The sequence below is a fragment of the Pseudomonas sp. 9.2(2024) genome, from assembly GCF_039695385.1.
GTDB lineage: Bacteria > Pseudomonadota > Gammaproteobacteria > Pseudomonadales > Pseudomonadaceae > Aquipseudomonas > Aquipseudomonas paraglycinae.
Genome location: NZ_CP155585.1, coordinates 1,036,971 through 1,061,295 on the forward strand (window position 1 = coordinate 1,036,971; position 24,325 = coordinate 1,061,295).

The following is a 24,325-nucleotide window of genomic DNA, read 5'->3' on the forward strand; positions in this document are numbered from 1 at the left end:
TGCGACTGCGCCAGCCATGAACGGCTTATCCACAGGTTGCTCCACAGTATTTGTGCGCAAGACAAAATCGCGGGCATAAGCACTGCCGGGCTTTCTTCTAAAAGCGATAAACAACGCTAAGCGATTGTTTTTACGTGAAATTGTTCGTTGTGATGGGCGATTGGACGAAAAGTGAGCAAATCCCGCAAAGCCACGTGACAGAAGGGTTACAGCCTCCTGTGCTCAGGTTATCCACAGCCGGGTGCACAGCGGATGTGGGCAAGTCTCGGGTATAAGCAAATCGGCTTGTGCCCTAAAAAATGGCGGGGCTTCAACGCTGCAGCAGGATTCGCCCACGGCTCAGATCGGCCAACTGATTCTGCAACTGCTCGATGTGCGCTTCACCCACGGCCAGTTGCAGCTCGACACCATTGGCGGTGAAGTTTTCCTCGACCACCAATTCGCCCAGATCCGCGACCCGCAGTTTCACCAGCGCCAGTTCGCCAAAGGCGCAGGCGCAACGCACGGGCACGCGACTGATCAACTCGATCTTCGGCGCTGCCTGCAGGCATTTGTTGGCGCCGCCGCCATAGGCCCGGGCCAGACCGCCGGTGCCCAGTTGAATGCCGCCGTACCAACGGATCACCAGCACCGCGACCTGACCGCAGTCCTGCGCTTCGATGGCCGCGAGAATCGGTCGCCCGGCAGTGCCGCCGGGTTCACCGTCGTCGTTGCTGCGGTACTGATCGCCGAGTTTCCACGCCCAGCAATTGTGCGAAGCGTTCAAGTCGCTGTGCTGCTCGATGAAGGCTTGCGCCTCAGCGGGGCTGCCGATCGGCGCGGCGAAAGTGATGAAACGGCTTTTGCGAATCTCTTCGCGGAATTCGCAAAAGCCGCTGAGGGTGAATGGCATAAAACGACTTATATAGAAGAAGTGAGGCCGCAGCCTTTGAGAATGATGCGGATCAGATTGTTGCCGGCGTCTTCCATGTCCTGTTTGGTCAACTTGCTGCGACCGGTCACCCGGCAGATCTGGGTGGCGAAGTCGGCGTAATGCTGGGTGCTGCCCCACAACAGGAAGATCAGGTGCACCGGGTCGACCGGGTCCATTTTGCCCGCGTCGATCCAGGCCTGGAACACCCCGGCGCGGCCCTGGAACCAGGCGCGGTAATCCTGGTTGAAATATTCGGTCAGGCATTCGCCGCCGCTGATCACTTCCATCGCAAAGATCCGCGATGCTTGCGGCTGGCGACGGGAGAATTCCATTTTCGCGCGGATGTAGCGGGTCAACGCTTCGGCCGGATCGTCCTCGGCCGTCAGGGTGTTGAAGGTGCTGTCCCACAATTGAAGGATGTTGCTCAGCACCGCCACGTACAGTCCCAGTTTGTTGGTGAAGTAGTAATGCAGATTCGCCTTGGGCAGTCCGGCCTTGGTGGCGATGGTGTTCATGCTCGTGCCTTTGTACCCGTGACGGGCGAACTCGTCTTCGGCGGCTTTGATGATGGTCTCTTCGTTCTTCTGACGAATGCGGCTGGCAGGTTTGCCGCCGTGAGCGGGGACTTCAAAGGTCATAGGCACTTCCGGGTTGGTCTGTGGGGTGCAACCAGTTGCGTTGATAGCGCAACCAACGGCGCGGGACAAGCCCCGGGCGAATAAAACCCGGTCGTCAGCGGGTGGCTGCGAGGCTTTCGAGAAAGCTTTCCAGTACCAGATGAGGGCGGCGGCCCTTGCGGGTGACCGAAGCCAGGCTCAAATCATAGAAGCGGGTGCTGGCCTTGAGTGCGCGCAAGCGACCTTGTTGTACCCAGAGACTGGCGTAGTGATCCGGCAGGTAACCGATGTAACGCCCGGTCAGAATCAGGAACGCCATGCCTTCGCGGTCGGAAGCGCTGGCGGTGCAATTGAGGGCCTGATAGTGCGCCTGGATCTCTGCCGGCAAACGGAAGGTCGGGGCGATGGCGTCCTGACTGTTGAGGCGCTCGTCATCCAACTGTTTATCGTCAACGTAAAACAGCGGATGGCCGACCGCGCAATAAAGCAGCGAGCGTTCGCTGTACAGCGGCTGATATTCCAGTCCCGACAACGCACTGGCCTGCGGCACCACGCCGACATGCAGGCGCCCATCGAGCACGCCTTGCTCGACTTCATTGGGAGCGATCATGCGGATCTGGATCTGCACGTCCGGCCCGCGCTCCTTCAACTGCGCGAGCGCGTGGGTGATGCGCATGTGGGGCAGGGTGACGAGGTTGTCGGTCAGGCCGATGATCAACTCGCCGCGCAGGTGCTGATGCAGGCCGTTGACCTCGGTGCGAAAGCTCTCCAGTGCACTCAACAGCTGCAACGCCGACTGATAGACCTCGCGACCTTCTTCGGTCAGGGAGAAACCGGCGCGCCCGCGTTGGCACAGACGCAGGCCGAGACGTTGTTCCAGATCACTCATCTGCTGACTGATCGCCGAGCGACCGATGCCGAGTACGGTTTCCGCCGCCGAGAAGCCACCGCACTCCACCACGCTACGAAAAATCCGCAGCAGGCGAATATCAAAGTCACTGACCTGGGCCAGTGGATCGGGGCGGCGGCTGCTCATGCTGATGTTCTCATTGTTTAGCAGAGTTCTAACTGAAGGTTAGAAGAGTTGAATTTCACCGACTTTATCCGCGTGGCAATTTAGCTGCAACAACGCTTTCTATCTCTCTGAAGCTTATTGCCCTGCGAGGTTTTGCCCGATGAACATGCCTGAAAACGCGCCGTCGCCACTGGCCAGTCAACTGAAGCTGGACGCGCACTGGATGCCGTACACCGCCAACCGCAACTTCCAGCGCGACCCGCGTCTGATCGTTGGTGCGGAAGGCAGCTGGCTGATCGACGACAAGGGCCGCAAGGTGTACGACTCGCTGTCCGGTCTGTGGACCTGCGGCGCCGGGCATACCCGCAAGGAAATCCAGGAAGCGGTGGCCAAGCAGTTGGGCACCCTCGATTACTCGCCGGGCTTCCAGTACGGCCACCCGCTGTCGTTCCAGCTGGCGGAGAAAATCACCGATCTGACCCCGGGTAACCTGAACCACGTGTTCTTCACTGACTCCGGTTCCGAATGCGCCGATACCGCGGTGAAAATGGTCCGCGCTTACTGGCGCCTCAAAGGCCAGTCGACCAAGACCAAGATGATCGGCCGCGCCCGTGGCTACCACGGTGTGAACATCGCCGGCACCAGCCTCGGCGGCGTCAACGGCAACCGCAAGCTGTTCGGTCAGGCGATGATGGATGTCGATCACCTGCCGCACACTTTGCTGGCGAGCAATGCGTTCTCCCGTGGCATGCCGGAGCAGGGCGGTATCGCCCTGGCCGATGAGCTGCTGAAGCTGATCGAACTGCACGATGCGTCGAACATCGCAGCGGTGTTCGTTGAGCCGATGGCCGGTTCCGCTGGCGTGCTGGTTCCGCCACAGGGCTACCTCAAGCGTCTGCGTGAAATCTGCGACCAGCACAACATCCTGCTGGTATTCGACGAAGTGATTACCGGGTTCGGCCGTACCGGCACCATGTTCGGCGCCACCACGTTCGGCGTGACCCCGGACCTGATGTGCATCGCCAAGCAAGTCACCAACGGCGCGATCCCGATGGGCGCGGTGATTGCCAGCTCCGAGATCTACCAGACCTTCATGAACCAGCCGACCCCGGAATACGCCGTGGAATTCCCGCACGGCTACACCTACTCGGCGCACCCGGTGGCTTGCGCCGCAGGTCTCGCGGCACTCGACCTGCTGCAAAAGGAAAACCTGGTACAGAGCGTGGCCGAAGTCGCACCGCATTTCGAAAATGCTCTGCATGGTCTGAAAGGCGCGAAGAACGTCATCGACATTCGCAACTTCGGCCTGGCCGGTGCGATCCAGATTGCGGGCCGTGACGGCGACGCCATCGTGCGTCCATTCGAAGCCGGCATGGCGTTGTGGAAAGCCGGGTTCTACGTGCGCTTCGGTGGCGACACCCTGCAGTTCGGCCCAACCTTCAACAGCAAGCCGCAGGACCTTGATCGTCTGTTCGACGCGGTCGGCGAAGTGCTGAACAAGCTCGACTGATTTTTCCTTCTATATAGATACGCCAATAGCAGGCGCCCTTCCGGGCGTCTGCGCACAAGAATTCAGGAGTTCCCCGATGAGCGTTATCCCGCATTTGATCAATGGCGAACTGGTGACCGAGAACGGTCGCGCGGTCGATGTGTTCAACCCGTCCACCGGTCAGGCTATCCACAAGCTGCCACTGGCCAGCCGCGAAACCATCCAGCACGCCATCGACGCCGCCAAGGCTGCGTTCCCGGCCTGGCGCAACACGCCACCGGCCAAACGTGCCCAGGTGATGTTCCGTTTCAAGCAACTGCTGGAGCAGAACGAAGCGCGCATCGCGCAATTGATCAGCGAAGAACACGGCAAGACCCTGGAAGACGCTGCCGGTGAACTGAAGCGTGGTATCGAAAACGTCGAGTTCGCCTGCGCAGCGCCGGAAATCCTCAAGGGCGAGTACAGCCGCAACGTCGGCCCGAACATCGACGCCTGGTCGGACTTCCAGCCGCTGGGCGTGGTGGCCGGTATTACGCCGTTCAACTTCCCGGCGATGGTGCCGCTGTGGATGTATCCGCTGGCGATCGTTTGCGGCAACTGCTTCATCCTCAAACCGTCCGAGCGTGATCCAAGCTCGACCCTGCTGATCGCTCAGTTGCTGCTGGAAGCCGGTCTGCCGAAAGGTGTGCTGAGCGTGGTGAACGGTGACAAGACTGCGGTGGACGCGCTGATCGAAGCGCCGGAAGTCAAAGCGCTGAGCTTCGTGGGTTCGACGCCGATTGCCGAATACATCTATGCCGAAGGCACCAAGCGCGGCAAACGCGTTCAGGCACTGGGCGGCGCGAAGAACCACGCGGTGCTGATGCCGGATGCGGATCTGGACAACGCAGTCAGCGCGCTGATGGGCGCGGCTTACGGTTCCTGCGGCGAACGCTGCATGGCGATTTCGGTAGCCGTGTGTGTGGGCGATCAGGTGGCTGACGCACTGGTGGCCAAACTGGTTCCACAGATCAAGGCGCTGAAAATCGGTGCCGGCACTTCTTGCGGTCTGGACATGGGGCCGCTGGTCACCGGTCAGGCGCGCGACAAGGTCAGCGGCTATGTCGAAGACGGCGTGGCGGCGGGCGCGACCCTGGTGGTCGACGGTCGTGGTCTGAGCGTTGCCGGTCATGAAGAAGGCTTCTTCCTGGGGGGCTGCCTGTTCGACAACGTCACTCCTGAGATGCGTATCTATAAAGAAGAGATCTTCGGGCCGGTGCTGTGCGTCGTCCGGGTGAACAGCCTGGAAGAGGCGATGCAACTGATCAACGATCACGAATACGGCAACGGCACTTGCATCTTCACCCGTGACGGTGAAGCGGCGCGTCTGTTCTGCGACGAGATCGAAGTCGGCATGGTCGGCGTCAACGTTCCATTGCCGGTGCCAGTGGCTTACCACAGCTTCGGTGGTTGGAAGCGTTCGCTGTTCGGCGATCTGCATGCCTATGGTCCGGATGGTGTGCGCTTCTATACCCGTCGCAAGGCGATCACCCAGCGCTGGCCGCAGCGTGCGAGCCATGAGGCTTCGCAATTCGCTTTCCCTAGCTTGTAAGTAGAAGGGCAGTGCAACGAAGGCCGACCTTTTAAGGTCGGCCTTCGCGTTTCGGGGCTTTTTTGACCGATATGACAGATTTATGAAAATAAGGGTTGACGGCAAATTCTGAGTCTCTATAATTCGCCCCACTTCCGGCACAGTCGAAACGGAAAACTCCCTGAGATTCAATGAGTTAAGTAGGTTTCGAAAGCGGGTCGCTTCAGTTCATCGAAGCCTGGAAGCAGTTGGAAATGTCGACTTGTTCGGCGCTTTCAACGGTTCGATCTTCTCGGTCGAAAGCGGAGAAAAAGAGGTGTTGACAGCAGCGTGTAACGCTGTAGAATTCGCCTCCCGCTAACGAGAGATCGGAAGCGCAAGTGGTTGAAGTTGTTGAAGAAATCTTCGAAAGCTTCTGAAAATAATCACTTGACAGCAAATGAGGCTGCTGTAGAATGCGCGCCTCGGTTGAGACGAAAGATCTTAACCAACCGCTCTTTAACAACTGAATCAAGCAATTCGTGTGGGTGCTTGTGGAGTCAGACTGATAGTCAACAAGATTATCAGCATCACAAGTTACTCCGCGAGAAATCAAAGATGTAACCAACGATTGCTGAGCCAAGTTTAGGGTTTCTTAAAAACCCAAAGATGTTTGAACTGAAGAGTTTGATCATGGCTCAGATTGAACGCTGGCGGCAGGCCTAACACATGCAAGTCGAGCGGATGAAGGGAGCTTGCTCCTGGATTCAGCGGCGGACGGGTGAGTAATGCCTAGGAATCTGCCTGGTAGTGGGGGACAACGTTTCGAAAGGAACGCTAATACCGCATACGTCCTACGGGAGAAAGCAGGGGACCTTCGGGCCTTGCGCTATCAGATGAGCCTAGGTCGGATTAGCTAGTTGGTGAGGTAATGGCTCACCAAGGCGACGATCCGTAACTGGTCTGAGAGGATGATCAGTCACACTGGAACTGAGACACGGTCCAGACTCCTACGGGAGGCAGCAGTGGGGAATATTGGACAATGGGCGAAAGCCTGATCCAGCCATGCCGCGTGTGTGAAGAAGGTCTTCGGATTGTAAAGCACTTTAAGTTGGGAGGAAGGGTTGTAGATTAATACTCTGCAATTTTGACGTTACCGACAGAATAAGCACCGGCTAACTCTGTGCCAGCAGCCGCGGTAATACAGAGGGTGCAAGCGTTAATCGGAATTACTGGGCGTAAAGCGCGCGTAGGTGGTTCGTTAAGTTGGATGTGAAATCCCCGGGCTCAACCTGGGAACTGCATCCAAAACTGGCGAGCTAGAGTATGGTAGAGGGTGGTGGAATTTCCTGTGTAGCGGTGAAATGCGTAGATATAGGAAGGAACACCAGTGGCGAAGGCGACCACCTGGACTGATACTGACACTGAGGTGCGAAAGCGTGGGGAGCAAACAGGATTAGATACCCTGGTAGTCCACGCCGTAAACGATGTCAACTAGCCGTTGGGAGCCTTGAGCTCTTAGTGGCGCAGCTAACGCATTAAGTTGACCGCCTGGGGAGTACGGCCGCAAGGTTAAAACTCAAATGAATTGACGGGGGCCCGCACAAGCGGTGGAGCATGTGGTTTAATTCGAAGCAACGCGAAGAACCTTACCAGGCCTTGACATCCAATGAACTTTCCAGAGATGGATTGGTGCCTTCGGGAACATTGAGACAGGTGCTGCATGGCTGTCGTCAGCTCGTGTCGTGAGATGTTGGGTTAAGTCCCGTAACGAGCGCAACCCTTGTCCTTAGTTACCAGCACGTAATGGTGGGCACTCTAAGGAGACTGCCGGTGACAAACCGGAGGAAGGTGGGGATGACGTCAAGTCATCATGGCCCTTACGGCCTGGGCTACACACGTGCTACAATGGTCGGTACAAAGGGTTGCCAAGCCGCGAGGTGGAGCTAATCCCATAAAACCGATCGTAGTCCGGATCGCAGTCTGCAACTCGACTGCGTGAAGTCGGAATCGCTAGTAATCGCGAATCAGAATGTCGCGGTGAATACGTTCCCGGGCCTTGTACACACCGCCCGTCACACCATGGGAGTGGGTTGCACCAGAAGTAGCTAGTCTAACCTTCGGGAGGACGGTTACCACGGTGTGATTCATGACTGGGGTGAAGTCGTAACAAGGTAGCCGTAGGGGAACCTGCGGCTGGATCACCTCCTTAATCGACGACATCAGCTGCTCCATAAGTTCCCACACGAATTGCTTGATTCATTGAAGAAGACGATAGAAGCAGCTTTAAGCTCCAAGCTGATAGCTCACAGCTAGCAGTTACAAGCTCGAAATTGGGTCTGTAGCTCAGTTGGTTAGAGCGCACCCCTGATAAGGGTGAGGTCGGCAGTTCGAATCTGCCCAGACCCACCAATTTTGTTATGGGGCCATAGCTCAGCTGGGAGAGCGCCTGCCTTGCACGCAGGAGGTCAGCGGTTCGATCCCGCTTGGCTCCACCATAAACTGCTTCGAAAGTTTGAGAGTTTAGAAATGAATATTCGAACTGAATATTGATTTCTAGTCTTTTGATTAGATCGTTCTTTAAAAATTTGGGTATGTGATAGAAAGATAGACTGATGGCCACTTTCACTGGTGGTGATCAGGCTAAGGTAAAATTTGTGAGTTCTCTTAGTTGAGAAATTCGAATTTTCGGCGAATGTCGTCTTCACAGTATAACCAGATTGCTTGGGGTTATATGGTCAAGTGAAGAAGCGCATACGGTGGATGCCTTGGCAGTCAGAGGCGATGAAAGACGTGGTAGCCTGCGAAAAGCTTCGGGGAGTCGGCAAACAGACTTTGATCCGGAGATGTCTGAATGGGGGAACCCAGCCATCACAAGATGGTTATCTTGTACTGAATACATAGGTGCAAGAGGCGAACCAGGGGAACTGAAACATCTAAGTACCCTGAGGAAAAGAAATCAACCGAGATTCCCTTAGTAGTGGCGAGCGAACGGGGACTAGCCCTTAAGTGGCTTTGAGATTAGCGGAACGCTCTGGAAAGTGCGGCCATAGTGGGTGATAGCCCTGTACGCGAAAGTCTCTTAGTCATGAAATCGAGTAGGACGGAGCACGAGAAACTTTGTCTGAATATGGGGGGACCATCCTCCAAGGCTAAATACTACTGACTGACCGATAGTGAACTAGTACCGTGAGGGAAAGGCGAAAAGAACCCCGGAGAGGGGAGTGAAATAGATCCTGAAACCGTATGCGTACAAGCAGTGGGAGCAGACTTTGTTCTGTGACTGCGTACCTTTTGTATAATGGGTCAGCGACTTATTTTCAGTGGCGAGCTTAACCGAATAGGGGAGGCGTAGCGAAAGCGAGTCTTAATAGGGCGTCTAGTCGCTGGGAATAGACCCGAAACCGGGCGATCTATCCATGGGCAGGTTGAAGGTTAGGTAACACTGACTGGAGGACCGAACCGACTACCGTTGAAAAGTTAGCGGATGACCTGTGGATCGGAGTGAAAGGCTAATCAAGCTCGGAGATAGCTGGTTCTCCTCGAAAGCTATTTAGGTAGCGCCTCATGTATCACTGTAGGGGGTAGAGCACTGTTTCGGCTAGGGGGTCATCCCGACTTACCAAACCGATGCAAACTCCGAATACCTACAAGTGCCGAGCATGGGAGACACACGGCGGGTGCTAACGTCCGTCGTGAAAAGGGAAACAACCCAGACCGTCAGCTAAGGTCCCAAAGTTATGGTTAAGTGGGAAACGATGTGGGAAGGCTTAGACAGCTAGGAGGTTGGCTTAGAAGCAGCCACCCTTTAAAGAAAGCGTAATAGCTCACTAGTCGAGTCGGCCTGCGCGGAAGATGTAACGGGGCTCAAACCATACACCGAAGCTACGGGTATCACGTAAGTGATGCGGTAGAGGAGCGTTCTGTAAGCCTGTGAAGGTGAGTTGAGAAGCTTGCTGGAGGTATCAGAAGTGCGAATGCTGACATGAGTAACGACAATGGGTGTGAAAAACACCCACGCCGAAAGACCAAGGTTTCCTGCGCAACGTTAATCGACGCAGGGTTAGTCGGTCCCTAAGGCGAGGCTGAAAAGCGTAGTCGATGGAAAACAGGTTAATATTCCTGTACTTCTGGTTATTGCGATGGAGGGACGGAGAAGGCTAGGCCAGCTTGGCGTTGGTTGTCCAAGTTTAAGGTGGTAGGCTGAGATCTTAGGTAAATCCGGGATCTTAAGGCCGAGAGCTGATGACGAGTTGCCTTTAGGCGACGAAGTGGTTGATGCCATGCTTCCAAGAAAAGCTTCTAAGCTTCAGATAACCAGGAACCGTACCCCAAACCGACACAGGTGGTTGGGTAGAGAATACCAAGGCGCTTGAGAGAACTCGGGTGAAGGAACTAGGCAAAATGGCACCGTAACTTCGGGAGAAGGTGCGCCGGTGAGGGTGAAGCACTTGCTGCGTAAGCCCACGCCGGTCGAAGATACCAGGCCGCTGCGACTGTTTATTAAAAACACAGCACTCTGCAAACACGAAAGTGGACGTATAGGGTGTGACGCCTGCCCGGTGCCGGAAGGTTAATTGATGGGGTTAGCTAACGCGAAGCTCTTGATCGAAGCCCCGGTAAACGGCGGCCGTAACTATAACGGTCCTAAGGTAGCGAAATTCCTTGTCGGGTAAGTTCCGACCTGCACGAATGGCGTAACGATGGCGGCGCTGTCTCCACCCGAGACTCAGTGAAATTGAAATCGCTGTGAAGATGCAGTGTATCCGCGGCTAGACGGAAAGACCCCGTGAACCTTTACTATAGCTTTGCACTGGACTTTGAATTTGCTTGTGTAGGATAGGTGGGAGGCTTTGAAGCGTGGACGCCAGTTCGCGTGGAGCCATCCTTGAAATACCACCCTGGCAACTTTGAGGTTCTAACTCAGGTCCGTTATCCGGATCGAGGACAGTGTATGGTGGGTAGTTTGACTGGGGCGGTCTCCTCCTAAAGAGTAACGGAGGAGTACGAAGGTGCGCTCAGACCGGTCGGAAATCGGTCGTAGAGTATAAAGGCAAAAGCGCGCTTGACTGCGAGACAGACACGTCGAGCAGGTACGAAAGTAGGTCTTAGTGATCCGGTGGTTCTGTATGGAAGGGCCATCGCTCAACGGATAAAAGGTACTCCGGGGATAACAGGCTGATACCGCCCAAGAGTTCATATCGACGGCGGTGTTTGGCACCTCGATGTCGGCTCATCACATCCTGGGGCTGAAGCCGGTCCCAAGGGTATGGCTGTTCGCCATTTAAAGTGGTACGCGAGCTGGGTTTAGAACGTCGTGAGACAGTTCGGTCCCTATCTGCCGTGGACGTTTGAGATTTGAGAGGGGCTGCTCCTAGTACGAGAGGACCGGAGTGGACGAACCTCTGGTGTTCCGGTTGTCACGCCAGTGGCATTGCCGGGTAGCTATGTTCGGGAAAGATAACCGCTGAAAGCATCTAAGCGGGAAACTTGCCTCAAGATGAGATCTCACTGGAACCTTGAGTTCCCTGAAGGGCCGTCGAAGACTACGACGTTGATAGGTTGGGTGTGTAAGCGCTGTGAGGCGTTGAGCTAACCAATACTAATTGCCCGTGAGGCTTGACCATATAACACCCAAGCAATTTGAGTCGAAAGGCCAGATTGCGGTGTGTGAAGACGAAAATGAACCGAAAGTTCGACGCTCACAAAACACCTAGCTGTCACATACCCAATTTGCTGAAGCGAGGCCCTCTGGCCACGACTCAGTACCCGAATTTCTTGACGACCATAGAGCGTTGGAACCACCTGATCCCATCCCGAACTCAGAAGTGAAACGATGCATCGCCGATGGTAGTGTGGGGTTTCCCCATGTGAGAGTAGGTCATCGTCAAGATTAAATTCCGAAACCCCAATTGCGAAAGCAGTTGGGGTTTTGTTTTGCCCGCAGGAAAGTTCTTACAGCATTCTCAGCCGCCTTGCGGCTGTCGCCGCCGGCCGACAATGCTAAGGTTCAGCCCTAGCTTTTGTACTTTTCCAAGGAAGCCTTCATGCCGGACACCCAGTCCCTCAACGCTGCATTCATGGTCGTTCAGAGCAACAGCCTGGATGAACTGCGCAGCCTTGTGATCAGCATCATGCGGCGCTATCCACTGGCTCCCCTGGAGAACGAAATCGCGCTCGTACAGAGCAACGGCATCGCTCAATGGCTCAAGCTGGCACTGGCTGAGGACCCTGAAGAGGACGACTCCGGCGGCTGTGGTATCGCCGCCGCTATTGATGTGCAACTGCCGGGCAGTTTCATGTGGCAGCTTTACCGGATGGTTCTGGGACGAGAGGAAATTCCGGCAAAGTCGCTGCTCGACAAGGCACCGTTGACCTGGCGTCTGATGCGCCTGTTGCCACAGGTCATCACCCGTCCGCATTTCGAACCGCTACAACGCTTTCTCACCCATGACAGTGATCTGCGCAAACGCTACCAGTTGTCCGAACGTCTGGCAGACCTCTTCGACCAATACCAGGTTTACCGCGCTGATTGGCTTGAGGACTGGGCAGAGGGGCATCATCAACTCCGAAATGTAAGAGGTGAAGCGAAGCCGCTCTCGCCGACCAGTTGCTGGCAGGCAGAATTGTGGCGCGCTCTGCTGGACGATGTGGGCGAGCAAGGCATGGCCCAGAGTCGCGCGGGCGTGCACCAGCGGTTCATGGAGCGCATCAACAGTCTTGAACGCGCACCGACCGGACTTCCACAGCGAGTGATCGTTTTCGGAATTTCCTCGTTGCCCGCCCAGGTACTGGAAGCATTGGCCGGGTTGTCTCGTTTCAGCCAGGTTTTATTGTGCGTCCATAACCCCTGTCGTTATCACTGGGCCGATATCGTTGCCGACAAGGATCTCTTGCGTCATCAGTACAAGCGGCAGGCCCGAAAAAACGGCATGCCTGTGGTGCTGGATTCGGAATCGCTCCACCAACATGCTCACCCGCTCCTCGCAGCGTGGGGCAAGCAAGGTCGCGATTACATCAACCTTCTCGACAGCTACGACGAGCCGGACAGCTATCGCGCAGCATTTCGCAATGGACGTATCGATCTGTTCAGCGAAAACCAGCCGAAGAACATGCTCAATCAGTTACAGGACGACATTCTGGAGCTGCGGCCGCTCAGCGAGACTCGAACGCTCTGGCCGGCAGTCGATCTGACTCAAGACGATTCGATCCGCTTTCACATAGCTCATAGCGCCCAGCGCGAAGTGGAGATTCTCCACGACCAACTCCTGGCCCGTTTCAGTGCCAACCCTCAATTACGCCCTCGCGATGTGATCGTGATGGTGCCTGACATCGATAGTTATGCGCCGCATATCCGCGCCGTATTTGGCCAACTGGATCGTCAGGATCCACGCTTCATTCCTTTCACCATGGCCGATCAGGGGCAGCGCGGACGGGATCCATTACTGATCGCTGTCGAGCATCTGCTCAAGCTGCCGGACAGTCGTTTCCCCGTCAGTGAAATTCTCGACCTGCTCGACGTTCCTGCGTTACGCGCCAGGTTTGGTGTGCAGGAGCGAGACTTGCCGACTCTGCATCGCTGGATCGAAGGGGCCGGCGTACGTTGGGGCATCGATGCCGGGCAACGGGCCGAACTGGGATTGCCCGACGAACTGGAGCAAAACAGTTGGCGCTTCGGCCTGCGTCGGATGCTGCTCGGCTATGCCGTCGGCAGTTCCGGAGCCTGTGGGGATATCGAACCCTACGATGAAATCGGTGGTCTCGATGCCGCGTTGATCGGCCCGTTGGTAGCGTTGTTGGATGCACTGGAACTCTCGCATCAGCAACTGATGAAACCCGCGCAACCGCAGGAATGGGGACATCGGCTTCAGGCGTTGATGCAGCTGTTTTTCAAGCCTGAAGATGAGCATGACGACTATCTGCTGGCTCAACTCGAGGAGTTGCGCGAAACCTGGCTGGAAACTTGTGAAACCGTCGCTCTGCTGGACGAGCTGCCACTGACCGTCGTCCGCGAGGCCTGGCTGGCGGGACTGGATCAGGGGCGTCTGTCGCAGCGCTTCCTGGCCGGTGCCGTGAACTTTTGCACACTGATGCCGATGCGCGCGATCCCGTTCAAGCTGGTTTGCCTGTTGGGAATGAACGATGGCGATTATCCACGCGCTCAACCGCCGCTGGACTTCGATCTCATGGGCAGCGACTACCGGCCGGGAGATCGATCCCGTCGGGAGGATGATCGCTATCTTCTGCTCGAAGCGCTCTTGTCCGCCCGTCATCAGCTTTACATCAGTTGGGTGGGCCGCAGCATTCGCGACAACAGCGAGCGGCCAGCCTCTGTGTTGATCGGCCAGTTGCGCGATCATCTCGCCAATGGATGGCGATCGGTCGACGACAACGAAGATCTTCTGATTGCCATGACTCAGGAGCATCCGTTGCAGCCATTCAGTTCGCGCTACTTCCATGAGGAAGACAAACTGTTCAGCTATGCCAGCGAATGGCAAGTGCTGCATCAGCATCACGAGCAGAATGACGTCGCAACAATGCTTGCCCCCCATGTTCAGGAGGAACCGTTGAGTCTGGAGCTGCTGCAGGACTTCCTGCGCAATCCGGTTCGACACTTTTTCACTCAGCGACTCAAGGTTTACTTTGAAGCGGCGCAGGTACCTCAGGCTGACGAGGAACCCTTTGTGCTGGATGCGTTGCAGCGATACATGCTCAGCGACAGCTTGCTCGGGGCAGCCTTGAGACACCCGGACAATGTTGATCAGGCGCTCGAGTCTCAAGCCCGACGCCTGCAGAACAGCGGACTGCTGCCCATGGCCGGGTTCGGTGAATGCCTTCAACGAGAGTTGATCGAGCCTTTGCCAGACTTGTTGCAACGATATCAACAGCTGTTGGCGTTATGGCCGACACCGCTAACCAACGCGCTACCGATCAATTTTGAATGGCAGGAACTGCGCCTTGAAGGATGGCTAGGCGGTTTGCACCGGCGCGCCGATGGCGGCGTACTGTCGGTCACAACAATCCCCAACAGCATAGGCTCGATCAAGAGCCGCAAATGGCATCGCATGACCAAGCCCTGGGTCAGCCATCTCGTCGCGTGCGCCAGTGGACTCTCCCTGACGACCGCACTGGTGGCCAGTGATGACACGCTCCTTCTTGAACCTCTGGAACAGACTCGAGCGGGGCGAATTCTCGAGGATCTGCTGCTCGCCTGGCAGACGGGCATGTGCCAGCCGCTGCCAGTCGCGGTAAAAACGGCTTTTGCATGGCTGGCCCAGACCGATCCGGTCAAGGCTGAAGCGGCTGCCCGTAAAGCCTATGAGGGGGATGGTCAGACCAGCGAAGGCGAGCGTCGCGAAAGCCCGGCTCTGTCCCGACAATTCGTCGACTTCGATGCATTGCAGGCGGATGAAACATTCTCCGGTTGGTGTGATGCACTGTATCGCCCTCTGCTTGAGGCACCGTGGCGTTCATGGACCCAAGAGGAGGCAGGCGCATGAGCAACCAACAGCCGCTCGCCCTGGCATTCCCGTTAAGAGGCAGTCAGCTAATCGAAGCCAGTGCGGGCACTGGCAAGACGTTCACCATTTCGGCGTTGTATCTGCGGTTGATCCTCGGCCACGGAGGCGAGGCGAGTGGTTTCGGTCGAGAGCTGTTGCCCCCGCAGATTCTCGTGGTGACCTTCACCGACGCGGCCACCAAAGAACTGCGCGAACGTATACGCACGCGTCTGGCCGAGGCCGCCCGTTTCTTTCGTGACGAGACGCCTCCCCCTGATGCGCTGATCGATGAACTGCGTGCAGAGTTCGATCCGCAACAATGGCCCGGTTGCGCGAACCGCCTGGATATCGCCGCGCAATGGATGGACGAAGCCGCCGTTTCGACGATCCACAGTTGGTGTCAGCGAATGTTGCGCGAGCATGCGTTCGACAGCGGCAGTCTGTTTACCCAGACCCTGGAAACCGATCACAGCGACCTGCTCGGCGAAGTGCTGCGCGATTATTGGCGGCTGTTCTGCTATCCGATGCAGGGCGATGCATTGAGCTGGGTCCGCAGTCACTGGGGAGGTCCGGCGGCCCTGTTACCGCGAGTGCGTGGGCTGTTTGGCACCGAGCGCGAAGCGGACTCTGACAAGACCCCCTCCGAGCTGATCGAAGAATGCCTGCAGGAACGCCGTGCGGCATTGGTGGAGTTGAAGGGACCATGGCGGCAGTGGGCCGATGAGTTGCTCGCGATCTGTCATCAGGGCGTCGCCAACAAAACCGTGGACGGGCGCAAGATGCAAGCTCGCTATTTCGAACCCTGGTTCGAAAAGCTCAAGGCCTGGGCCGAGGACGAGTCGTTCGAGCAACTGGATATCGGCACCGGGTTCGCCAGGCTCACGCCGGAGGGCATGGCTGAAGCCTGGAAGGGCGAGCCGCCGAGTCACCCGGGCTTGGATGCCATGCCTGTGCTCAAGTCGAGCCTCGACAATTTGCCGACGCCCGATGCGGCCGTGCTGCAGCATGCTGCCAAATGGGTCGGTGCCCGCTTTGAAGACGAGAAGCGCCGTCGAGCCGAAATGGGTTTCGACGACATGCTATTGCGTCTGGACTCGGCCTTGCAATCCGACGGTGGGGAGCGGCTCGCCACGCTCATCCGCGAGCAGTTCCCGGTCGCACTGATCGATGAGTTCCAGGACACGGACCCGGTGCAGTACCGGATCTTCGAAAGCATCTATCGCATTGAAGAGAATAACCCCGAGACCGGGCTGTTCCTGATTGGCGACCCCAAGCAGGCGATCTATGCCTTCCGTGGCGCGGACATCTACACCTACCTGCGAGCCCGCCAGGCCACAACCGGACGCCTGCATACCCTGGGCACCAACTTCCGTTCCAGTCACGGGATGGTCAGTGCGGTCAACCATGTTTTCGAACGTGCCGAGTCCCGTGAGCAAGGGCGCGGAGCATTTCTGTTCCGAGAGAAAAGTGGCGATAACCCGGTGCCGTTCCAGCCTGTGGAGGCTCAGGGTCGTAAAGAACATTTGCAGGTATCCGGGCTGGACATACCGGCGCTGAACATCTGGCATTTATCCACCGACAAACCACTGTCCGGGGCGGTTTATCGCCAGCAGTTGGCGGCGGCCTGCGCCAGTGAGATCACGACTCTGCTCAATGGCGGGCAAACCGGTCGTGCCGGGTTTGCGCAGGACGGCGAGGATTGGCGTGGACTGCGGCCAGCGGACATTGCGATCCTGGTGCGCGACGGTAAAGAGGCGCAGGCGGTACGCGGTGAGCTCGCAGCGCGCGGAGTCCGCAGCGTTTATCTGTCGGACAAGGACTCGGTCTTTGCCGCTCAGGAAGCCCATGACCTGCTGTCGTGGCTCAAGGCGTGTGCCGAGCCGGATGTCGAACGCTCCCTGAAAGCGGCGCTGGCGTGCATCACGCTGAACCTGCCGCTGGCTGAGCTGGAACGTCTGAATCAGGACGAGTTGGTCTGGGAAACCCGGGTCATGCAGTTCCGAGGTTATCGTGAGCTCTGGCGCAAGCAAGGGGTGCTGCCGATGTTGCGGCGCCTGCTGCACGACTTTCAACTGCCGCAGATGCTCATTGCCCGCAGTGATGGCGAGCGGGTGCTGACCAACCTGTTGCATCTGTCGGAGTTGTTGCAACAGGCCGCGTCGGAACTCGATGGCGAGCAGGCACTGATCCGTCATCTGGCCGAGCATCTGGCGCTGTCAGGGCAGGCAGGTGAAGAGCAGATCCTGCGTCTTGAAAGCGACGAACAACTGGTCAAGGTCGTGACCATTCACAAGTCCAAAGGGCTTGAATACCCGTTGGTGTTCCTGCCTTTCATCTGCTCGGCCAAACCCGTGGATGGCAGTCGATTGCCGCTGCATTACCACGATGAGTCCGGCAAGGCCCGCATCAGTCTGAAGCCCGACGCCGAACTGATCGCCCTGGCGGACAACGAGCGCCTGGCGGAGGATCTGCGTTTGCTCTACGTCGCGCTGACTCGCGCACAACATGCGTGCTGGCTCGGGGTGACGGATCTCAAGCGCGGTAACCACAGCAGCTCGGTACTGCATCTTTCTGCGCTGGGCTATCTGTTGGGCGGTGGCGCAACGTTGGGTGAATCCAGCGGATTGGCTCGCTGGCTGGACGATCTGCAACAGGATTGTTCGGCGCTGAGCGTTGTTGAAATGCCGGCGGCCACCAGCGAGGAGTACCAGCCTCCGCGTAACGAAGCCAAGCTGCGTGCCACCCTTTTACCGAGCCGCAGGGCCAGCGAGAACTGGTGGATCGCTTCGTACAGTGCCTTGCGCATCAGTGACGTGCTAAGCGCTGGCAACGACGAAGCCCCCGACAGTCCGCAAGCGCAAAAGCTGTTCGACGACGAACGCCTCGATCCTGAAGCTCCGCGCGAGATCTTCGCCGGCGGGGCCGACATTCACCGCTTCCCTCGCGGACCGAATCCGGGAACGTTTCTTCACGGTTTGCTCGAGTGGGCGGGTGAGGAGGGCTTCGCGGTCACCCGTGAGTCGCTCGATGATGCGATCGCCCGGCGTTGCAATCGACGGGGTTGGGAGGGCTGGATCACCACCCTCGGCGACTGGTTGCAACACTTGCTCAAACTGCCACTGCCCGCAGGGCTCGACCAACCGCCAGTGGTGCTTGAGCAATTGAAGCAGTATCGGGTCGAGATGGAGTTCTGGTTTGCCAGCCACAAAGTCGACGTGCTCAAGCTCGACGAACAGGTGCGTCAGTTCACCCACAACGGCGTGGCCCGGGTCGGTGCCGAAGCGGTGCAGCTCAATGGCATGTTCAAAGGCTTTATCGACCTGACGTTCGAGCACGAGGGTCGTTACTACGTGGCCGATTACAAATCCAACTGGCTGGGCGTCGATGACGCTGCGTACACCGAGCGGGCCATGGAGCAGTCGATCCTCGACAACCGTTATGACCTGCAATACGTGCTGTACCTGTTGGCACTGCATCGTCAGCTCAAGGCGCGGCTCGCCGATTACGACTACGACCGGCATATCGGCGGCGCGTTGTATCTGTTCCTGCGCGGGACACGGGCCCCTGGCGGTGGCGTTTACTTCGCGCGACCACCAAGGGCGCTGATCGAGCGTCTGGACTTGATGTTCCAGGGCAAACCGCAACCCAAGGCCGAGCCCGCGTGGGAACAGGGAGTATTGCTATGAACCGGACATTCGCCGACCTGCTGCCAACGCCGCTGACCGCCGACAGCCTCGCGCAACTGACGCCCCTGACCCGTGCCGATGATCTGTTGCTGTTGCTGACCCAATGGGTCGAGCGTGGCTGGTTGCGGGCACTGGACAAGGCATTCGTGGCCTTTCTTCATGAGTTGGCACCCGATGTCGATCCGCTGGTGTTGCTCGCCGCCGCATTGACCAGTCACCAGCTCGGCCATGGTCATGTCTGTCTGGATCTGTTCGAAACCCTCAAGGCGCCGGATTTCGCTTTGTCCCTACCGCCAGAGGGGGATGCACAACCCGGCGTGTTGCTGCTGCCATCGCAACTGCTCGAAACCCTCGACGGAGCGCACTGGTGCAAGGTACTGGCCGGCAGTTCGCTGGTGGCACTGGCCGCCGACGAAAGTGCGTCGTCGCAGGAACGCCCGCTGGTGTTGTCCGGCAAGCGCTTGTACTTGCGGCGCTATTGGGCCTACGAGCGGCGTATCGACAGCGCACTGCGTCAGCGGCTCGCGGAGCAGGAAGCGACACCATCCGATCTTGCACGGCGGCTGGACGAGCTGTTCGATCCAGCGCAGCGTGCGGATGTCATCGACTGGCAGAAACTCGCCTGCGCCCTGGCCACCCGAAGTGCCTTCAGCATCATCACGGGCGGTCCAGGTACCGGCAAGACGACGACGGTGGTCCGTTTGCTGGCGTTGCTCCAGGCACCTGCGGTCGAGGCGCATCAACCATTGCGCATTCGGCTCGCGGCGCCTACCGGTAAAGCGGCGGCGCGGCTGACCGAGTCCATCAGTCAGCAGGTGCAATCGCTGAAGGTCGCTGACAGCGTCCGGGAAAAAATCCCGACCGAGGTGACCACGGTGCACCGCCTGCTCGGCAGTCGTCCCGGCACGCGGCACTTTCGCCACCATGCCGGTAACCGTCTGCCCCTGGACGTTCTGGTGGTCGATGAAGCGTCCATGATCGACCTGGAAATGATGGCCAACCTGCTCGATGCCTTGCCGCCTCATGCCCGATTGGTGTTGCTGGGCGACAAGGATCAACTGGCCTCGGTGGAGGCTGGTGCGGTGCTGGGAGATTTGTGCCGCGATGCCGAAGCCGGTTGGTACAGTCCGCAGACCCGCCAGTGGCTGGAGAGTGTAAGCGGCGAATCCCTGCAGGACAGCGGCTTGCACGAAGGCACTGACGGTTCGCACCCGCTGGCCCAGCAAGTGGTGATGTTGCGTCACTCGCGGCGTTTCGGCGAGGGCAGCGGCATCGGCCAACTGGCGCGGCGGGTGAATCAGCAACTCCCGGACGAGGCTCGGCGGTTGCTGGAAGCCAAGACTCATGGAGATGTGTTTTCGTTGCCGCTTCAGAACGAGCACGACCGGAAACTTGAGCACCTGGTGCTCGATGGACACGGCGAAGGCCCTCACGGTTATCGACATTATCTGAGCGTCTTGCGCGATCGACGTCCGGCGATTGGAACGCCGCTCGAACATTCAGGCTGGGTCGACTGGGCGCGTGACGTCCTGCGGGCCTTCGATACCTTCCAGTTGTTGTGCGCAGTGCGCAAAGGGCCGTGGGGTGTCGAGGGGCTGAACCAGCGCATCACCGACGCGTTACTCAAAGCGCGGCTGATCGAAAGTGATCAGCAATGGTACGAAGGCCGGCCGGTGCTGATGACCCGAAATGACTACGGTCTGGGGCTGATGAACGGTGACATCGGTATCGCCCTGAAATTGCCCGAGCGCGATGGCCCGGATGCCGGCAAGTCGGTGTTGCGAGTGGCGTTCCCGCGTAACGACGGGCGCGGCGGGGTGCGTTTCGTGCTGCCGAGCCGGCTCAACGATGTCGAGACCGTCTATGCGATGACCGTGCACAAGTCGCAGGGCTCGGAGTTTGCCCATACCGCGTTGATCCTGCCGGACGCCCTGAATCCCGTGTTGACCAAGGAGCTGATCTACACCGGAATTACCCGGGCCAAGGACTGGTTCACCTTGATCGAACCTCGGAGCGGCGTGTTTGAAGAAGCGGTGCAGCGCAAGGTGAAGCGCCTGAGTGGACTGATGCTGGAACTGGAAGAAGGGGCGCCGCATAAAGGATGAAGGTGCCTTCGATTGCCGCCGATAATTGATCGACCGGTCAGAGGTCGCTGTATCGCTGGTGTTCCAACCCTGTGCTATCGTTGCGGCATCATTTCGTAACGATCCAAGAGAATCCCTGCATGAAGGTGGCTGTCTGGGCGACAGAGCGCGTAGTTGGCTGCAAGCGGGCGTTGCTTGCCGGTGTGCTCTGTTTGCTCACGGGTGTGGCCGCTGCCCAGGCTCAACCCCCGACGGGCATGGCCGAACAGCGGGCCAAATCCGTCACCCAGGTTGTCCTCGGTATCCTCAGTTACGCGCGCTGGCCGGTAGAGCCGGCGCAATTACGTTTGTGCATCGTCGGCCCGACCGAATACACCGACGACCTGGTCAAGGGCACGACCCAGGCCACGGGCCGTCCGGTCATCGTGCGTCGACTGTTGGCCGACAATCCGGCCATCGTCAGCGAGTGCGACGCGGTCTACATCGGTAAGCTTACGACCGACGAACGCAGCCGGCTGTTCGCGTCCCTGATCGGCCATCCGGTGCTGAGCATCAGCGAAGGCGGCGATCAATGCACGGTCGGTAGCCTGTTCTGCCTGCGGGTTGGTGATGAACAAGTGTCGTTCGAGGTCAATCTCGACTCCGTTGCCCGCAGCGGTGTGCGCATTCATCCCAGCGTGCTGCAGTTGTCGCGCCGCAAACCGGCGGTGCCATGAGACGCGACAAATCCACAGGGCGCCCGACCCTCGGCTCGGTCATCGGCCGTGGCAACCTGATTGTGGCGCTGGTCGCCGTGGCAATGGCCAGCGTGTCGCTGACGCTGCTCGGGGTGCTGGCGCTGCGGGTCTATGCCGATCACAACCTGCACTTGATCGCCCGCTCGATCAGTTACACCGTGGAAGCCGCCGTGGTGTTCAACGACAAGGCCGCCGCGACCGAAGCGCTGGCGTTGATCGCCTCGACCGAAGAAGTGGCCGATGCCCAGGTGCTGGACACTCAGGGCCAATTGCTCGCGCGCTGGCAGCGTCCGGAGAACGGCCTGATTTCCGAGCTGGAGATGCAGGTCGCGCGAGTGATTCTGGAAAAACCCATCAACCTGCCGATTCAGCATCAGGATCGCGAGATCGGGCGCATTTTACTGATCGGCCACGGCGGCAGCCTGATGCGCTTTCTGTTGAGCGGTCTGGCGGGGATCATTCTCTGCACGGCGATCAGCGCCTGGGTCGCGCTCTATCTGGCGCAGCGTCAGTTGCGCAGGATCATCGGCCCGTTGCACAGCCTGGCGGCGGTGGCGCATGCGGCCCGCAGCGAGCGGGCACTGGATCGACGGGTGCCACGGGCGAAGATTGCCGAACTGGACAACCTCGGCAATGACTTCAATGCCTTGCTCGATGAACTCGAAGACTGGCAAACCCACCTGCAAAGCGAGAACGAAACCCTCGCCCACCAGGCCAGCCACGACAGTCTCACCGGCTTGCCGAACCGGGCCTTTTTCGAAGGCCGCCTGATCCGTGCGCTACGCAGCGCCCACAAACTCAACGAGCGCGTGGCGGTGCTGTTTCTCGACAGCGACCGCTTCAAGGACATCAACGACAACTTCGGTCATGCCGCCGGTGACGCGGTGCTGGTGGCGGTGGCTAATCGGGTGCGGGCGCAGTTGCGTGAAGAGGATCTGGTGGCGCGTCTGGGCGGTGACGAGTTCGCCGTTCTGCTCACGCCCTTGCACAAGACCGAAGACGCCGAGCGCATTGCCGACAAGATCCTCGCCAGCATGGACACCCCGATTGCGCTGCCGGGCGACAGCAGTGTCGTGACGTCGCTCAGTATCGGCATCGCGGTTTACCCCGATCATGGCGTCACGCCCGGCACCTTGCTCGATGCGGCCGATGCCGCGATGTATCAAGCCAAGCGTTTGTCGCGCGGCGCCCAATCCACGGCCGGGTCGGAGCACCCGGTCGATCCCGTTCAAACCAGGAGCTGATGCCCGTGTTCTCACTTTCCTTTCGACTGTTTTCCACCCTGTTGCTGACGGCCATGCTGGCCCTGACCGGTTGCCAGACCGCCCCGCAAAAAGGCCTGACGCCCGCCCAGGTTGCGGTCCTCAAGCAGCAAGGCTTCGAGTTGACCGATGATGGCTGGGAGTTCGGCCTGTCGGGCAAAGTGCTGTTTGGCAGCGATGTCGAAAGCCTGAACCAGCAAAGTACCGAAATCGTCGAGCGCATCGGCAAAGCGTTGCTGGGTGTCGGCATCGAGCGCGTGCGGGTCGATGGCCACACCGATGCTTCGGGCAAGGAAACCTACAACCAGCAGCTGTCTCTGCGTCGCGCGAAAAGCGTCGGCAAAGTGCTGACCTCGGTCGGCATGAAAGAAGAGAACATCCAGCTGCAAGGACTCGGCAGCCGCGAACCGGTCGCCTCGAACGACACCGCCGCCGGCCGCACCGAAAACCGCCGGGTGTCGATTGTGGTCAGCGCCGATTAATCGGCGAATTGCATTTCGCGGGTCTCACCCATCAACAGCGCCTGATTGCGCTCTGTCACCTCACGGATGTAATCCCACAGCAACGTGATCCGCTTCAACTTGCGCAGATCCTCCCGGCAGTACATCCAGAACTGCCGGGTGATGTCGATTTCCTCCGGCAACACCGGCAGCAGGCGCGGATCCTGTGCCGCGAGGAAGCACGGCAGAATCGCCAATGAGCGCCCCTGCTGCGCCGCCACGAACTGCGCGATCACGCTGGTGCTGCGCAAATTGGCGCTGGCGCCGGGCAACACGTTCGCCAGATACAGCAGCTCCGAGCTGAACGCCAGATCATCCACATAACTGATGAATTGATGCTTGCCCAGGTCGGCGGGTCGGCGGATCGGTGGGTGTTTGTCGAGGTATTCCTGGGTCGCGTAGAGCTGCAAGCGGTAGTCGCAGAGTTTGCAGCACACGTACGGCCCGTGTTCCGGGCGTTCGAGGGCGATGACGATGTCGGCCTCGCGTTTGGACAGGCTGATGAAGTGCGGCAGCGGCAGGATGTCCACCGAGATCGCCGGGTAGGCGTCGACGAAGTGGCTCAGTTGCGGGGTGATGAAGAAGCTGCCGAAACCTTCGGTGCAGCCCATGCGCACATGCCCGGACAGCGCGACGCCGGAGCCTGACACCTGCTCGCAGGCCATGTGCAGCGTGCTTTCGATCGACTCGGCATAACTCAGCAGGCGCTGGCCTTCGGCAGTCAGTACGAAACCGCTGGTACGCGACTTTTCGAACAGCAAAGTGCCGAGCGCCGCTTCCAGCGAACTGATCCGCCGCGACACGGTGGTGTAGTCGACCGCCAGGCGCTTGGCCGCCGTGCTGGCCTTGCGGGTACGGGCGACTTCGAGGAAAAACTTGAGGTCGTCCCAGTTCAGCGAACCTAGAGACGTGATGTTTTTTTGCATGATGGACGGGCTTATATGTGCGTTCTTATTAGAAGTTTGCACATCTA

At 58.5% G+C, this 24,325-nt stretch carries 12 protein-coding genes, 2 tRNA genes and 3 rRNA genes; 13 read left to right on the forward strand and 4 right to left on the reverse strand.

The genetic code is table 11. The annotated features are described in order from the left end of the window. Positions 1-310: 310 nt before the first annotated feature. From ABFB52_RS04545 to ABFB52_RS04555, 3 genes are all read right to left on the reverse strand, one after another. Positions 311-892 carry a YigZ family protein gene (locus ABFB52_RS04545; protein WP_129974075.1) on the reverse strand — a complete coding sequence of 194 codons (582 nt, stop codon included), beginning with the start codon at positions 890-892 and terminating at the stop codon, positions 311-313. Between the two features lie 8 nt (positions 893-900). Beyond that, positions 901-1,551 carry a TetR/AcrR family transcriptional regulator gene (locus ABFB52_RS04550; RefSeq protein ID WP_011332324.1) on the reverse strand — a complete coding sequence of 217 codons (651 nt, stop codon included), beginning with the start codon at positions 1,549-1,551 and terminating at the stop codon, positions 901-903. A gap of 94 nt (positions 1,552-1,645) precedes the next feature. Next, positions 1,646-2,566 (reverse strand): LysR family transcriptional regulator, encoded by a 921-nt coding sequence (locus ABFB52_RS04555; RefSeq protein WP_007958517.1) that lies wholly within the window; start codon positions 2,564-2,566, stop codon positions 1,646-1,648. A 139-nt stretch (positions 2,567-2,705) separates the two neighbouring features. On the opposite strand from ABFB52_RS04555, the gene ABFB52_RS04560 reads away from it, so the two are divergent. The 13 genes from ABFB52_RS04560 to ABFB52_RS04620 all read left to right on the forward strand — a co-directional run bounded on the left by ABFB52_RS04560 (position 2,706) and on the right by ABFB52_RS04620 (position 23,334). Then, positions 2,706-4,055, forward strand: coding sequence for an aspartate aminotransferase family protein (locus tag ABFB52_RS04560; RefSeq protein WP_011332325.1), 1,350 nt, complete (start codon positions 2,706-2,708; stop codon positions 4,053-4,055). A 76-nt stretch (positions 4,056-4,131) separates the two neighbouring features. Next, entirely contained in the window at positions 4,132-5,625 is a 1,494-nt protein-coding gene (locus ABFB52_RS04565; RefSeq protein ID WP_129974074.1) for a CoA-acylating methylmalonate-semialdehyde dehydrogenase, read from the forward strand. A gap of 633 nt (positions 5,626-6,258) precedes the next feature. Beyond that, positions 6,259-7,795 (forward strand): 16S ribosomal RNA (locus ABFB52_RS04570). Positions 7,796-7,918: 123 nt separating this feature from the next. Further along, positions 7,919-7,995: transfer RNA gene (locus ABFB52_RS04575), tRNA-Ile, on the forward strand. A gap of 10 nt (positions 7,996-8,005) precedes the next feature. Next, a tRNA-Ala gene (locus tag ABFB52_RS04580) sits at positions 8,006-8,081 on the forward strand. A gap of 238 nt (positions 8,082-8,319) precedes the next feature. Further along, positions 8,320-11,210 (forward strand): 23S ribosomal RNA (locus ABFB52_RS04585). A gap of 150 nt (positions 11,211-11,360) precedes the next feature. Further along, positions 11,361-11,476, forward strand: a 5S ribosomal RNA gene (gene rrf, locus ABFB52_RS04590). Together the 16S, 23S and 5S rRNA genes with 2 tRNA genes alongside form the textbook arrangement of a ribosomal RNA operon. 154 nt (positions 11,477-11,630) lie before the next feature. Next, positions 11,631-15,083, forward strand: coding sequence for an exodeoxyribonuclease V subunit gamma (recC, locus tag ABFB52_RS04595; RefSeq protein ID WP_129972427.1), 3,453 nt, complete (start codon positions 11,631-11,633; stop codon positions 15,081-15,083). Next, positions 15,080-18,769 (forward strand): exodeoxyribonuclease V subunit beta, encoded by a 3,690-nt coding sequence (gene recB / locus ABFB52_RS04600; protein WP_129972426.1) that lies wholly within the window; start codon positions 15,080-15,082, stop codon positions 18,767-18,769. Before recC ends, recB begins: the two co-directional genes overlap by 4 nt. Beyond that, entirely contained in the window at positions 18,766-20,874 is a 2,109-nt protein-coding gene (gene recD / locus ABFB52_RS04605) for an exodeoxyribonuclease V subunit alpha (RefSeq protein WP_102718593.1), read from the forward strand. The genes recB and recD overlap by 4 nt, the downstream gene beginning before the upstream one ends. Before the next feature lie 119 nt (positions 20,875-20,993). Then, positions 20,994-21,569: a YfiR family protein gene (locus tag ABFB52_RS04610; protein WP_085746835.1), complete on the forward strand. Its 576-nt coding sequence runs from the start codon at positions 20,994-20,996 to the stop codon at positions 21,567-21,569. Continuing rightward, positions 21,566-22,834, forward strand: a complete 1,269-nt coding sequence (locus ABFB52_RS04615) for a diguanylate cyclase (protein WP_085746836.1) — start codon at positions 21,566-21,568, stop codon at positions 22,832-22,834. Before ABFB52_RS04610 ends, ABFB52_RS04615 begins: the two co-directional genes overlap by 4 nt. Beyond that, positions 22,834-23,334: an OmpA family protein gene (locus ABFB52_RS04620; protein WP_170844893.1), complete on the forward strand. Its 501-nt coding sequence runs from the start codon at positions 22,834-22,836 to the stop codon at positions 23,332-23,334. Before ABFB52_RS04615 ends, ABFB52_RS04620 begins: the two co-directional genes overlap by 1 nt. Here ABFB52_RS04620 and ABFB52_RS04625 read toward each other — a convergent pair. Further along, positions 23,331-24,278: a LysR family transcriptional regulator gene (locus ABFB52_RS04625; RefSeq protein WP_039772937.1), complete on the reverse strand. Its 948-nt coding sequence runs from the start codon at positions 24,276-24,278 to the stop codon at positions 23,331-23,333. The genes ABFB52_RS04620 and ABFB52_RS04625 overlap by 4 nt on opposite strands. Positions 24,279-24,325 lie beyond the last annotated feature (47 nt).